This window comes from Brevundimonas sp. BH3 (genome assembly GCF_045345115.1).
Taxonomy (GTDB): Bacteria; Pseudomonadota; Alphaproteobacteria; order Caulobacterales; family Caulobacteraceae; genus Brevundimonas.
On sequence record NZ_CP150796.1, the window covers coordinates 1,190,839 to 1,204,714 of the forward strand.

Here is a 13,876-nt window from a genome sequence, read left to right on the forward strand (position 1 = left end):
CTGTGGAGCCGCGTGTGCCGCTTGTGAATATCGCGACACTGGAACGGCGAACCGCGCCGATGCAGCAGCGTGCGCGCGACAGGATTGACCTTGTCTTGAAAGCGACGGAACGCCTTTTGGCGACGACGACCGTGGATACGATTACCACCAGCTCGATCGCGGCCGAGGCCGATGTGCCGGTCAGTTCGATCTATCGCTATTTCCCGAATGTCTTTGCCATATACAAAGAGTTGTTCGAGACGCGGGTGGCGCAAATCCATGGGCGCATCGCCAAAATCCTTGAGGATGCGCAATATACAACATGGCGCGAGCGTCACCTTGCAGTGATGCTGGTTCTAAGAAGCACCCTGAGCGACGATCCCATATATCGTCCGCTGTTTCATCTGATGTTGACGACCCGCGAACTGCGGATCGTCAAGGATCAGGCCAATGCCCAGATCGCCTCCTATCTTGCTACGCGCTGGGAGCAGGGGCTGGACGGCTTCCGTGGCGGGACCCCTTTGGCGGTGGCGCGTATGGCGACCGAGATTTTCACCTCGTTTGAAACTCTGACCAGCGGCGAGCTTCAGCCGGAACTGACAGAGCAGTTGTTTGTGGAGGCCACAGTGGCGCTGGAACGCTATCTGTCCTTCTATCTGACAGATGACGCTGCTGGCTAAGTGACGCGTCTCAGCATCGACAGTTTTTGCTTGGTGAAAGGCGGGTAGCGGATAGCCGCATCCAGCGCAAAACCACGCTTCAAAACGGCTCGCTGATGGCTGAAGGCTGTAAAGCTGTAGTGGCCGTGGTAACTGCCCATGCCGCTGGCCCCGACACCGCCAAAAGGCAGGTTGGGGTTGGCCATGAAGATGACGGTGTCATTAATAGTGACAGAGCCTGATCGTGTCGCGGCAATGATCCGGTCTGCGGTCTTCTGGTTGCGGGTAAAGGCATAGAGGGCCAGCGCCGGAGAGCGGGCATTGATGGCCGCCAGTGGTGCTTCCAGCGTGTGGTAGGGCAGGACCGGCAGGATCGGCCCGAAGATTTCCTCGCGCAGCACAGGTGCATCGGCGGCGACCTCGGTCAGGATGGTCGGCGCGACATAACAATTATCGACATCGACCTGACCGCCGGTGATCGCGCGCCCTCCAGAGAGCAAGGCTTGAAGGCGTGCCGCATGACGCGGATTGACGATCCGGCCGTAGTCTGGGCTTTGTTTCGGGTCTGCACCGAACATGGTTGTGACCGCGTTTTTCAGCTCTTCGAGCAGGCGAGTCTCAACCGAGGCGGCGACATAGACATGATCTGGCGCGACACAAATCTGTCCGGCATTCAGGAAGCGGCCCCAGACGATCCGTCTCGCCGCGACCGCTAAATCGGCTGTTTCATCGACAATGCAAGCGTTCTGACCGCCCAGTTCAAGTATGACCGGCGTAAGGTGCTTGGCCGCTGCCTCCATGACGATGCGCCCGACCCGTTCGCCGCCGGTATAGAAGATCAGATCGAAATGCTGTTCGAGCAGAGCGGCGGCCACATCCGCCTCGCCCTCGATAACGGCATAGGCGTTCGAGTCCAGATAGCGTTCGACAAGCTGTTTCAGCAGTGCCGATGAGTGCGGAGCCAGTTCCGAAGGTTTGATGATGGCGCAGTTGCCCGCCGCAATCGCACCGACCAGTGGCGCGAGCACCAGTTGGAAGGGATAGTTCCAGGCCCCGATAATCAGGGTCACGCCATAGGGCGTCGGCTCAACAAAGCTCTGACCCGGAAGGATAGCCAACGGGGTGCCCGTCCGTTGGGGCTTGGCCCAGCGATGCAGGCTTTTGCGGGCGTGGACGGCTTCCTTCAGCACCAGATCGATCTCGGCGGTGCAGGCTTCGCCATAGGGTTTGCCCAGATCGGACTTTAACGCCTCGGCGATTGCTGCCTCGTTGTCTCTCATCATCCGTTCTAGTGCGGAAAGCTGGGTTTTGCGCCAGTCCAGATCGCGCGTCTGACCATTATCGAAGGTGGTGCGCAGATCTTGAATACGCTGAGCAATGTTGTGATGCGTCACTGGCAAGACCCTTCCATGGCGTCGATCCAGAAGCGGATCAATGCAATGCCTTCGTTATGTTTAGTAGAGCGACCGATTTCAGGCATCATGATCGCCGGGTTCGTAGAATCCATGCGGAAGGGAAAAATGGACTCGCCGGACTTTCCGGGCACGATATCAAACCGCAGATTACCCGTTCCCGCGCCCGCTGCCACCGGCAGTTTGCAAACACCGGTTGTTTTTGAATGGGTTGCGCTGGCATCCAGATACAGACCCGACGTCCCTGCCGGACCTTGCGGGGTGTGGCAGTGGCCGCAGTTCACATCCAGATAGGCGCGCGCGCGTTCGTCTGTCGATGCCTTGGTGTCGATCCAGGAAACCTGTAGCGGCAGTTTGTCCTGCTCGGGCAGGTCCTTCAGATAGCCCATGGACACAAGACGGGTCAGCTGGTTTGCGTTTTCGTTGGCGAATGTGAAGTCGCGATTGAGCAGTCGCGCCTTGGGACCGATAGGCTGGATGGCGCGGGTGGCCACATTGGTGGCGTGACAGGCGGCGCACTGGGTCACATTGGGCACGATATAGTTGAAGGCTTCATGGGTGCCGTTTTCGCGCACCAGTGTCAGAGGCACGCTCTCGCCGATGCGGTGTAGGGTCGCTTCGGTCTGGGTGTCGTTCCACAGATAGGTCAAGGCCGTCCAGCCATCCTCACGATGGATCAGCAGGCGGGTCTCGATCATACGGACATGGTCGAGGTTCAAGCCGTCACCCTTATGGATTTGGGTTTGATCGACTTTTTGCAGGACCTGACCTTTTTTATCGGTCTGATAGAAGAATGTCTTGGTGATAACGGTGCCCACAGGGAAGGTCAGCGCGTCATCAGGGTTATAGTCGGCTGACACACCGGCGGGCATCCAGATGGTGCGCAGCTTTTGCGCATAGTCGGTAAACAGCGGGGTCGTCAGATCATAGGAGACGACCCGCTCGGAAAGCACCAGCGCCCCATCGGAAACCTGCACCATGCCCCACTCTCTCAGCGTCTTGGGATTTTCCGACGCAAAGAAGGTTGGTTCCATCAAGGGCAGGGCCGGTGGCTGGGGCTTGGTGCAGCCTGCTGCTGTGGAGACGAGCAGCAGGCCAAGAGCAAATAAACGGAACAGTTTCATGGGCCGTGTCAGGCGTTTGGCAGGACGACAGGCGAGAGACGCGGCAGGGTGCATTTGTGCGGTGTCATATCGGTGTTCGGATTGGCGTACTTGTTAGGGCCGTCCACGTTGAAAACACCGGCCTCGCCATTGTCGATACAGATGCGCTTGTCCGCAGGAAGCTGGCCGTTCACCAGAACCGCCGGATTGACATAACCGTCCCACAGGATGTCCGGGAAGCGGCCGGTCGGGCCGAACTTAGCAATGCGCAGGGCCTGGAATTCCACACCGTCAGGCGCGTTGCCTCCACCGCTGAAGCGGTTGTCTTTAATCAGGATTGCCTCGGGATAGGGGTCGAAATCAGCACTCATGGCACTGTCCGAATAGCCTGCCGAGAAAAGGCTGGAGACGATGATATTGGCCGTCTTGTTATCGGCAATCTCGTTATCGAAAATCTCGACCTGATCGTTGGAGTTAATGATGACGCCGGTGCCTGCTGGCACACTGGCAACCGGCGTTCCGGCATGGCCGAAATTGCGCGTATTGTTGGACACGGCGCGATTATTAAAGACGCGGGTCCGGTAACCAGCTTGCTGAAGCTGGGGCATGTTGAAGACAAGAATGCCGCCGGTATTGTTTGTGGCGACGTTTTCATACACGTCTGCGTCGATGCAGTTTTCGATTTCGATACCGGCCACATTGTATTCGGCACGGTTACGGCGGACCACGACGTTTTGCGACTGGCCGACATAGATACCGGCATCGGACGCGCCGATGGCCACGCTGTCTTCGATCAGGACGTTTTTCGTCTGGACCGGATAGATGCCATAGGCACCGTTCTCGGTTTTGGGGCCTTGGGTCCATTCTGTGCGGACCTTGCGCACGATGATGTTCTCGCCCTTGTTGATCTTGATCGCGTCACCCTTGGTGTCTTCGATCGCCAGATTTTCAATAGTGAAATTGCTGGCCGTGACCAGAAGGCCCTGGGCACCTGCGGCCTGGTTGCGGAAGTTCAGGATGGTCTTGTCCATACCCTGACCGCGAATGGTCACGCCATCGACGACCAGACTAAGCTCGCGGTCGATGCTGAATACACCCGCCGGAATCTCGATGATCGAGCCGGGCTTGGCATCGATCAGCAGCTCCATCAACTCGTCCTGATAGGTGATATTGGCCTTGGAAAGGTCAGTGCCTTTCGAGGTGGGCGTATTCTGCCCGCAGGCCGCTAAAACCAGTGCCATAACTACCGGTAACCAGGTGCGCATCTTCATGAAGTTCCCCTCCAGAACACTTCCGAAATTCAGCATTATCCCACGTTTCCATAACGTCCGGACTTGCGCAAGTTGAAAATGAAACTCTTTCTGTTTTCGGAGGGGCAGTATCTAATAGCGTTGGGTGCGGGGTGACGAGCAACAAAAAAGCCCTTCGAAAAATCGAAGGGCTTGATTGATTTTAGACTGAATCCTGCTTTGAAGCGCTTCGGCGGCTATAGAGGAAATAGACCGCGATGCCGACAATGTTCCAGATAATGAACCACAGCAGGGTTTTCTGGGGCAGGCTGACCAACAGATACAGGCATCCGGCGATCGAGATCGGGCCAATGACCCAGGCCAGCGGGGTTTTGAAACCGCGCGACATATCCGGCTTTTTGACGCGCAGGATCAGCATACACAGAGCCACAGCCGAGAAGGCCACCAGAGTTCCGGCATTGGCCAGTGCAACGATTTCGCCAAGTGGCAGGAACAGCGAGATGCTGCCGACCACCACCACGGTGAACAGGGTGATCCGCACCGGTGCCCCCTTGGTGGTGACCTTGGCCAGACCGCGCGGCAGGAGGCCATCACGCGACAGAGCAAAGAAGACGCGGCTCTGGCCATAAAAGAAGGCCAGAATGACGGTGGGCAGGGTGATGACCGCCGTGACGGCGAGGAAATGCGCCGCGCCCGGCTGATCGATCAAACGCAGGATCAGAGCCAGAGGCTCGGGGCTGTTGGCAAAGGTCAGGAAGGGCGTGCTGCCCAGAGCGGCCAGGGCGATCACCACATAGATCAGCGCGCAGGCCACCATCGAACCCATAATGCCAATGGGCAGGTCGCGTTTGGGGTTCTTGGTTTCTTCGCCCGCAGTCGCAATGGCGTCAAAGCCGTAGAAGGCCGAGAATATGATGGCTGCGGCGGCCATGATGCCACGTTCGATGCCGTCATCGCTCATCGTGCTGCCAAAGCCATAGGGGCTGAACGGTACAAGGTTGGCGCTGTTGAAATGGGGCAGGGCGAACCACACAAACAGGGCCAGAGCCGACAGTTTTACCGCCACAAGGATCATGTTGACGGTGGCGCTCTTGCTGGTACCCAGCAAAAGCAGGCCGGCAACGGCGACAATGATGACAAATGCCGGAATATTGGCCACGCCACCAGCATGAGGACCGTTCATCAGGCTCATGGGAACACCCAGCCAGTCATGCAGCAGTGGTGCGGCATAGCCTGACCAGCTTACCGCAACGGCGCTGACCACAAGGCTGTATTCCAGAATGAGGCTCCAGCCGATAATCCAGCCGACCATTTGGCCCAGCACAGCGCGGGTATAGCCATAGGCACTGCCCGAAGTGTTGATGGTCGAGGCCATCTCTGCATAGCAGAGCGCCGCGCAGGCGCAGACAAAACCGGCAATTAGAAAAGAAACCAGAACCGCAGGACCGGCCTTGTCGGCACCGATGCCGATCAGGGTCAGGATACCTGTGCCGACAATGGCACCTACGCCCATGGCGATCAGGTGTGGCCAGCTGAGATTACGGGCGAGTGTAGGCGAGGTGGGGGAAGCGTCACCCATACAGGGAAATCCGAAACAAAATAAAAGGGCCGCAAAGGCCCGTTACAGACTGGTGATCCGGCCTGTCGGGCCGTGAATGCACGTTGGGGTTATATTTCTTATATTGAGACGCGAGACCATCCCCTAACAAAGATTTGCAATCGAAAGAACGAAATAGCCTCGTTATTCCTTAAGTTTGAAATGGTTGTGGTCATGCGCGCAATAAACGGGTTAGGTGTCCCGTTTATTGAGATTCAAATGAATGAAATTTTCGATTTCCTACCCCTTAAACGGGACCGGAAGGGCTCTCTAAACGTATTAGTGATCATGCCATATGGCCGAGGAGCCGCTGCAAGGCAGGATCCGCAGGATAGCTGTCGGTCGTTTTAGGAAAACTGCGTGTTGTGATCGGACGCAATATGGCAAAGCAAAGCCATGCAGCCTCTGGCGGCATTCCTCCCCTTGAAAACTTGCGCGGGCCTTGTACGGGGCCCGCGCTTTTTCATTGTAGATTACATCCAAGCCTTGAGGCCGATGACGAAGCGGGTCTCGTCAACCTTGTCGCCTCTGGCGCGGATATAGTCAGCTGTATCGCCGAAGGAACGGTTCCACTCGACGCCGATATAGGGTGCGAACTCCTTGCGGATTTCATAGCGTAGGCGAAGACCTGCTGTGACCGAGGTCAGGCCCGAACCGATTTCCAGTTCCGGAATATCGCTAGCCGACAGCGCCACTTCGAGAGCCGGTTGCAAGATCCATTTCTGCGTGATGCGCTGGTCGTATTCGGCTTCGAGATGCGCCGTCAGATCGCCCTCGGTGGACAGATACAGGGCTGCGCCTGTCTCGAACCAGTAGGGGGCAACACCCTGAATACCGGCCGTCAGATGGGTGGTGTCCTCGCCATCGGGGCGGAAGTCGTGGCGAACACCGGCCTGCACATCCCAGAAGGGCGCAATGGCGCGGCTATAGAGGGCCTGAACCTCGACCTCGTGGAGCTTGCCCTTGGTTTCGCCTTCGCCCTCGGTCTTCCACCAGAAGCGGTTGATGTCGCCGCCGGTCCAGCCAAAGGCACTCCAGCCATAGCTGTTCGGAGCATCGCCGAAACCGGCTTCCAGCTTGTCGATGAAGAGGGCGGTGGAACGGATGTCGCCGTTTTCCGCCAATAGCTGTTTACGAGAGGCGGCCATTACGGCTGGATCAAACAGAAGATCGGCTGCATGGGCGGGGGCGGCAAGGGCGGTGGCGGGCGGAGGCGTTTCCACCAGGCGGCCACCCACGGCATCAACGCTGGTTGGGATGTTCGGCCCACCACGCACGGCGTTCATGTTGTGACCGGCGTGGCCGCTCATATCGTGGCCCACATGAGGATCGGCTTGAGTAGGGGCCGCCGCGTGACCGGCATGGCCGCTCATATCGTGGCCCGCATGCGGATCAGATTGGGCAGGGGCCGCAGCATGACCAGCATGGCCGCTCATGTCGTGGCCCGCGTGCGGATCAGCTTGAGCAGGCGCAGCGGCGTGACCGGCATGGTTGCTCGTGTTGTGGCCCGCGTGCGGGTCGGCTTGGACAGGGGCCGCCGTGTGACCAGCATGGCCGCTCATGTCGTGGCCCGCGTGCGGATCAGCTTGAGCAGGCGCAGCGGTGTGACCGGCATGGTTGCTCGTGTTGTGGTCCGCGTGCGGGTCGGCTTGAGCGGAAGCAGCAGTGTGACCGGCGTGCTCACTATTGTGACCTGCATGCGGATCAACGGCAGGCTTTTGTGCCTTGGGGTGAGCTTTCTGTGCGGGGGCGGTGGGCGCGGCATGGCCTGCGTGTCCGGCATGGCTTTGGGCCATGGCGACATTGGCGGCCAATATTAGCGGCAGGGCAGCGGCGGCGGTGAGCAGGGCGCGGTTCATCGGGCGGCTCCTTGCAGAGGACGGACGGTGACGACGTTGAACATACCGGCGTGCATGTGCATCAGAAGGTGGCAGTGGAAGGCCCAGTCCCCCGGCGCATTGGCGGTCAGGTCAAATGTGATCTTGCCCCCCGGCAGCACATTGACGGTGTGTTTCAGCGGCTGGTGTCCGTCATGGCCATTGACCAGTTCGAAGAAGTGGCCGTGCAGATGGATCGGGTGGGACATCATGGTGTCGTTCACCAGTGTCACACGCACACGCTCGTTCAGTTCAAACCGGATCGGCTCGACCAGTTCCGAGAATTTACGACCGTCAAAGCCCCACATGAACCGTTCCATATTGCCGGTTAGGTGGATTTCCATGCTGCGCGACGGGGCGCGGGTGTCGGTATTGGGCGTCAGCGAACGCAGGTCGGCATAGGTCAGAACGCGATGCTCGACATGTTCCAGCCCTTGCGGCTTGTCCGCCATACGGTTGGCTGGAGCCATGGCAATGGCATCCACGCCGACACCCACCGCCATATCGGCAGGCGCATTGTCGGGATTACGCATGGCGGCACTGCTGTGGTCCATCTTTCCGCCAGAAGATCCTTGGCCACCCGAACCATGGCCCATGGCGGCATGGTCCATGCTGCCCGAACCGTGTCCCATAGCCGCGTGATCCATACCGCCCATGCCCATGTCGCGCATGGTCAGGTTGGGGATGGTGCGCAAGGGCGGCACCTCGGCGGTCATGCCCATACGCGGAGCAAGTGTGGCGCGTGCCATGCCCGAACTGTCGATGGCCTCGGCTACAAGCGTATAGGCGCGATCGGCTGTGGGGCGCACAATCACATCATAGGTTTCGGCGACCGAGATCTGGAACTCGTCCACCTCGACCGGTTGCACGTTCTCGCCATCGGCATTGACGATGGTGACCGGCAGGCCCGGAATACGCACATTGAAGATCGACATGGCCGAGGCGTTGATGATGCGAAGACGCACGCGCTCGCCCGGCTGGAACAGACCGGTCCAGTTGTCTTCAGGGCCGTGGCCGTTGACCAGATAGGTATAGGTGGTGCCGTTGACATCAAGGATGTCGCGCGGGTCCATCCGCATACCTGCCCATGTGCGCCGCTCGGACAGGCCCATGCCTTGCGAGCCGTCCAGAAGCCCCGCCAGCGTCATCTTCTGCTGGTTGAAATAGCCGGGGCTTTTTTTGAGCTTGTCGAGGATTTCGTGCGGATGCAGGAAGCTCCAGTCCGACAGCACAATCACATGCTCGCGGTCATAAGCGACCGGATCGGCACCCGCCGGATCAATAATGATCGGCCCGTAATGGCCCATCGCCTCCTGAAGGCCCGAATGGGAGTGGTACCAGAAGGTGCCCGACTGTTTGACGGGGAACTCGTACACAAAGGTTTCGTGCGGCTTGATGCCGGGGAAGCTGACGCCCGGAACGCCGTCCATCTGGAACGGCAGCAACAGGCCATGCCAGTGGATCGAGGTGTCCTCTTGCAGATGGTTGGTCACCGACAGGCGTACATTCTGGCCTTCGCGCAGGCGGATCAGCGGCGCAGGCAGGATACCATTGACCACAAAGGCATGGCCGGTGCGGTCGCCAAGGGTAAAGCTGCCATGATTGACGCTCAGGTCCACATTCGGACCGTTCAGGGTTGTCATATCGGGGCGAATGCCCGCCGATCCGCTTTGCGCCCATGCCGGCAGCAGGCCACTGAGGGCGGCGATACCGCCACCGGCGGCGGCTCCGCGTAATAGGGCGCGTCGATCAAGGCGCATCGGCGTCATCGGGAAATCCTCTGGTCTCGGTCTTGAAGTCACGGTGAGGGCATGGATGACGCCCTGTCTCTCTATGAATACGCGAAACGGGTGACTCCCCCTCATAAACCCGCGCGAAGATTACAGGTTTCCGCTTTTAGCCTTCGCACATCATGGCGGAGGCCAGTTTCTGGCGGGCGCGGGCAATGCGGGTTTCGACGGCCTTGGCGGTAATGCCCAGTATTTGCGCGGCTTCCTGCTGGCTGCGGCCATCTATCGAGGTGAGCAATAGCGGAGCCTTGAGATTGTCGGGCAGGTCGCGCAGAGCCGTATTGAGGCGCTCGATCCTGCGGCGGTCATCGATAAGGGCATCGGTATCGGGCGTGCGATCTGCGACATGGGTCGCTTCGGGCGCGTCCAGTCCGACAGTCTGGCGTATCCAGCGGCGCACGGTACGGCGTCGTCCCCAGTCGCGACACTTGTTCAGAGCAATAGCGCGCAACCACACATCGAATGACCGTGCCGGATCATAGCGGTGTATGGCCAGCCATGCCGCAGTATAGGTTTCCTGAACCAGATCCAGCGCGTCCTCGTCATCACCTGTATAGCGCCGGACAAAGCGGAACAGACCGCCTTTTGTGGCGGTCATTAGGGTTTCGAACGCCGCACGGTCTTTCCCCGCCGCGCGCGCATAGATTTCTGATCCGGTGACCACGAGGGCTTACCGGTCGCCCTCGTGAAGCAGGGTGTCGACCACGCGGGCATCAAAGGTTTCCGCCTGTTCCGGCGTCATAACCTCGCGCATTTCAAAGACGTGGGCGATGGTCGCTTTTTGCAGATTGCCCATGGCGAAATGGAAATGGTCCACGGCGGCCTGAACGGCAGGACTGTTGCCTTGACTGGCGGCGATAGCTTCGGCCAGTTCACGGTTGGCGCTACGGACCTCGGCTTCCAGTGTGTTGCGTTGACTGGAAAAGCGGGTCTCGATGTCACGAATACGGGCGGACTGGGCTGGATCCAGTTTCAGTTCCTGATGGATAATGGCGTGAAGTCCGGGAGTATCCTGCTTGCGAAGCATAAGACTGGCACAGCCCCATGCACCGGCAGCCCCTGCCACCACAGCAACAAGCGTCATCAGGACAAAGGATTTCAGTCCTTTTTTCATTAGCCCTGCTCCGTGGGATTTAGCGGGATAAGGCCTGCTGACAGGCTGAAGGCCTGAAGTTCATCAGGAGCAGGATGGAAATGGCGCACAGCAATACCGCCATTGACGATGCCAACCACCAGCGCAACAGCCAGTGCTGCCCCTTGCATTTGCAAAGTGCGTGTCCGTTCCAGTCGGGCCTCGATGCGTTGCCACACGCGTGGCTCCAGTCCGGCCAGCAGGCTATCGGAACCGTTAGCGTCAGGCGCTGCAAGAAGAGTGTTGATGTCGGTTGTCGGTTTGGAGGTCATGGTCTGCCTGCGGGAAAAGGCGCTGTCCCTTCAGACTTATACGCATCCCTGCGGCAAACCCCTCGCTGAAAATAAAAGAACCCCGCCATCATAGAAGATGGCGGGGCTTCAGGCTGGGGAGAAGGGGTTAGACATAAAAAATGGGCGGAGCCTAAAGCCCCGCCCGTTAGTCTTTAGGCCTCGACCTTGATGACGCCGCGACGGATCTGGTCCAGTTCGATGGACTCGAACAGGGCCTGGAAGTTGCCGTTGCCGAAACCTTCATTGCCCTTGCGCTGGATGATCTCGAAGAAGATCGGGCCGAACAGGTTTTCGGTGAAGATCTGCAGCAGCAGGCCTTCCTCGCCAACGTTGCCGTCGATCAGGATGCGGTTCTTCTTCAGACGCTCGAGGTCCTCGCCGTGGCCAGGGACGCGCTTGTCGACCAGCTCGTAATAGGTCTCGATGGTGTCCTGCAGCTTCACGCCGCGGGCGCGCAGCTTCTCCACGGTATCGTAGATGTTGTCGGTGGTCATGGCGAGGTGTTGGATGCCTTCGCCGTTGTACTGACGGATGAACTCTTCGATCTGCGAGTTTTCGTCCTGGCTCTCGTTCAGCGGGATACGGATGGCCTTGTCCGGCGCGATCATCGCTTGCGAGAACAGGCCGGTGGCCTTGCCTTTGATGTCGAAATACTTCTGCTCTTCAAAGCCGAAGATCTGGTTGTAGAAGGTCGACCAGGTCCGCATCTGGCCGCGCTTCACGTTGTGGGTCAGGTGGTCGAGGACATCGAGACCGACCGAGTTGGCGGCTTCGGCTTCCTGCCAGCCTGCGATCTCGGTCCAGCCATCATAGATGCTGCCCTTTTCGCCGTACTGGTCGATCAGATACAGGTACGAACCGCCAATGCCTTGCAGCACCTTGGCATCGTCATCCAGAGCGCCGACCGAGGCGTCAACGGCGTGCGCGCCGCGCGAGATGGCAAGGTCGAACGCCTGTTGGGCGTCAGCGACGCGGAAGGCCATGCCCGAGGCCGACGGGCCGTGGGCGGCGCGGAAGTCTGCGGCCTGACCGGTCGGCTCGTCATTGACCAGCAGGTTGGTCTGGCCCTGCTTGTAGCGGGTGATCTTTTTGGTCGGGTGGGTGTGCGTCGGCACAAAGCCCAGCTGTTCGATCAGCGCCTTCATGGCGGCCGGATCGGGGCTGGTGAATTCGACGAACTCGAAACCGTCGAGACCGATGGGGTTTTCAGCGGTAATGGCCATGGGGTTGGTCTTTCCTTGCTGTGCTGCCCGATTTTAGGGGCGGGCTAAAATCGGGTGAAATCAGTTGTCCGTGACGCGGTTGGCCCAGGCTTGGGTGCCTTGGTTGTAAACGCGGTCGGTGGGCAGGATATCGGCGGGCTCGTATTCGGATTCGTTGGCGATCCGGGCATAGATCGGCGCAAAGTCGGTATCGATGGTTTGCTTCAGCAGGTCTTCAAAACTGTCGATGACGAAATAGGTCTGCTGGAAGTCGTCAATGCGATAGCGGGTCTGCATGACGCGCTTCATGTCGAAACCGATGCGGTTGGGCGACTTGTCATCCAGCGCAAAGATGGACTCTGTGCGCGACGAGACAATACCCGCGCCATACAGCTTCATATCGTCGCCATCGCGGATCAGGCCGAACTCGACCGTGTACCAGTACAGGCGCGACAGGTTATGGATGGCGTTGTGCTTGATGGCCTTCAAGCCGCCCATGCCATAGGCCTGCATGTAGTCGGCAAACACTGGGTTCGCCAGCAGCGGCACATGGCCGAACACGTCATGGAAGACGTCCGGTTCTTGCAGATAGTCGATCTGTTCCGGCGTGCGCAGGAAGTTGCCGGCGACAAAGCGGCGATTGGCCATATGCTCGAAGAAGACTTCGTCCGGCACCAGACCCGGAACGGCCACAACCTGCCAGCCGGTCAGCTTATGCAGGCGCTCGGAAAGCTCTTCGAAATTCGGGATGCCGCTGTCGGACAGTTTCAGACGGTCGAGGCCGTCCATAAAGGCGGGCGTGACGCGCGAGGGCAGCATCTTGGTCTGGCGCTCGTACAGAACATCCCACAGGGCATGTTCCTCGGGCGTATAGGCAGACCAGTTCTGCGGGATTGTCCAGTCGCTTGATGCGCCTTCGGGTGGTGTCTGAAGCACATGGCTGGCCACGGCGTAATCTCCCATAGATCCAAACTGCCGCTCCCTTTATCGGAAGTCTGTGCCTAAATTTGGATGCCTATATTTTGCCATCACAGAATGCGCGATTGCCTTTCAAAAACGGCCTGAAAAGGGTATCATCTGATGATTGTATTTCAAAAATGATAGTATAATGAAACAGGCCTCTCTTGATGATGTGGACCGTCGAATCCTGCGGCTGCTGCAAGTCGATGCGTCCATGAGCCATGCGGCACTGGCCGAGGCGGCAGGGTCGTCTCCGGCGTCGTGCTGGCGGCGGATCAAGGCGATGGAAGAGGCGGGGATTTTACGCGCCTCGGTGCGGCTGGTGGATGCCGATTTGGTGGGGCGCGGCGTCAATATCATGTGTCAGGTGCGGATGAAGTCACACGCGCCCAACGACCGTCTGGCCTTCGAGCATTTCCTGCAAGCCAAGCCCGAGGTGATGGAGGCCCACTCCATGTCCGGGGAATGGGACTATCTGCTGCGGATCGTAGCCGAGGATGTGGCGGGCTATGAGCGTTTCCTGATGCGCGACCTGCTCAACCATGCCAACGTCGCCACGGCCGCCTCGCACTTTGCGCTCAGTCAGGTGAAATATACGACGGCATTACCGGTTTAGGTGGCT

13 protein-coding genes are annotated in these 13,876 nt (G+C 59.0%); 2 read left to right on the top strand and 11 right to left on the bottom strand.

Going from position 1 to position 13,876, the window contains the following annotated elements; genetic code table 11:
• Positions 1–2: 2 nt before the first annotated feature.
• A complete protein-coding gene (locus tag WEU32_RS05680) occupies positions 3–659 on the top strand; it encodes a TetR/AcrR family transcriptional regulator (protein ID WP_406853175.1) in 657 nt (218 codons plus the stop codon).
• Here WEU32_RS05680 and WEU32_RS05685 read toward each other — a convergent pair.
• The 11 genes from WEU32_RS05685 to phhA form a co-directional block, all read right to left on the bottom strand.
• A complete protein-coding gene (locus WEU32_RS05685; protein ID WP_406853176.1) occupies positions 656–2,032 on the bottom strand; it encodes an aldehyde dehydrogenase family protein in 1,377 nt (458 codons plus the stop codon). The genes WEU32_RS05680 and WEU32_RS05685 overlap by 4 nt on opposite strands.
• Positions 2,029–3,174 carry an SO2930 family diheme c-type cytochrome gene (locus tag WEU32_RS05690; protein WP_406853177.1) on the bottom strand — a complete coding sequence of 382 codons (1,146 nt, stop codon included), beginning with the start codon at positions 3,172–3,174 and terminating at the stop codon, positions 2,029–2,031. The genes WEU32_RS05685 and WEU32_RS05690 overlap by 4 nt, the downstream gene beginning before the upstream one ends.
• Before the next feature lie 8 nt (positions 3,175–3,182).
• Entirely contained in the window at positions 3,183–4,424 is a 1,242-nt protein-coding gene (locus WEU32_RS05695; protein WP_406853178.1) for a parallel beta-helix domain-containing protein, read from the bottom strand.
• Positions 4,425–4,605: 181 nt separating this feature from the next.
• Positions 4,606–5,982, bottom strand: a complete 1,377-nt coding sequence (locus WEU32_RS05700) for an APC family permease (RefSeq protein ID WP_406853179.1) — start codon at positions 5,980–5,982, stop codon at positions 4,606–4,608.
• A 491-nt stretch (positions 5,983–6,473) separates the two neighbouring features.
• Positions 6,474–7,859 carry a copper resistance protein B gene (locus tag WEU32_RS05705; protein ID WP_406853180.1) on the bottom strand — a complete coding sequence of 462 codons (1,386 nt, stop codon included), beginning with the start codon at positions 7,857–7,859 and terminating at the stop codon, positions 6,474–6,476.
• Positions 7,856–9,646 carry a copper resistance system multicopper oxidase gene (locus WEU32_RS05710; RefSeq protein ID WP_406853181.1) on the bottom strand — a complete coding sequence of 597 codons (1,791 nt, stop codon included), beginning with the start codon at positions 9,644–9,646 and terminating at the stop codon, positions 7,856–7,858. Before WEU32_RS05710 ends, WEU32_RS05705 begins: the two co-directional genes overlap by 4 nt.
• A gap of 127 nt (positions 9,647–9,773) precedes the next feature.
• Positions 9,774–10,265, bottom strand: coding sequence for an RNA polymerase sigma factor (locus tag WEU32_RS05715; RefSeq protein ID WP_406853182.1), 492 nt, complete (start codon positions 10,263–10,265; stop codon positions 9,774–9,776).
• A 72-nt stretch (positions 10,266–10,337) separates the two neighbouring features.
• On the bottom strand, positions 10,338–10,781 hold the full coding sequence (locus WEU32_RS05720) for a periplasmic heavy metal sensor (RefSeq protein WP_312137955.1): 444 nt from the start codon (positions 10,779–10,781) through the stop codon (positions 10,338–10,340).
• Positions 10,781–11,071, bottom strand: a complete 291-nt coding sequence (locus WEU32_RS05725) for a hypothetical protein (protein WP_312813686.1) — start codon at positions 11,069–11,071, stop codon at positions 10,781–10,783. Before WEU32_RS05725 ends, WEU32_RS05720 begins: the two co-directional genes overlap by 1 nt.
• A gap of 173 nt (positions 11,072–11,244) precedes the next feature.
• Positions 11,245–12,315, bottom strand: a complete 1,071-nt coding sequence (gene hppD, locus WEU32_RS05730) for a 4-hydroxyphenylpyruvate dioxygenase (RefSeq protein ID WP_406853183.1) — start codon at positions 12,313–12,315, stop codon at positions 11,245–11,247.
• Positions 12,316–12,375: 60 nt separating this feature from the next.
• On the bottom strand, positions 12,376–13,257 hold the full coding sequence (phhA, locus tag WEU32_RS05735) for a phenylalanine 4-monooxygenase (protein WP_406853184.1): 882 nt from the start codon (positions 13,255–13,257) through the stop codon (positions 12,376–12,378).
• Between the two features lie 145 nt (positions 13,258–13,402).
• On the opposite strand from phhA, the gene WEU32_RS05740 reads away from it, so the two are divergent.
• Complete coding sequence (locus WEU32_RS05740; RefSeq protein ID WP_167177970.1) at positions 13,403–13,870, top strand: Lrp/AsnC family transcriptional regulator; 468 nt, start codon at positions 13,403–13,405, stop codon at positions 13,868–13,870.
• The last annotated feature ends 6 nt before the right edge of the window (positions 13,871–13,876 follow it).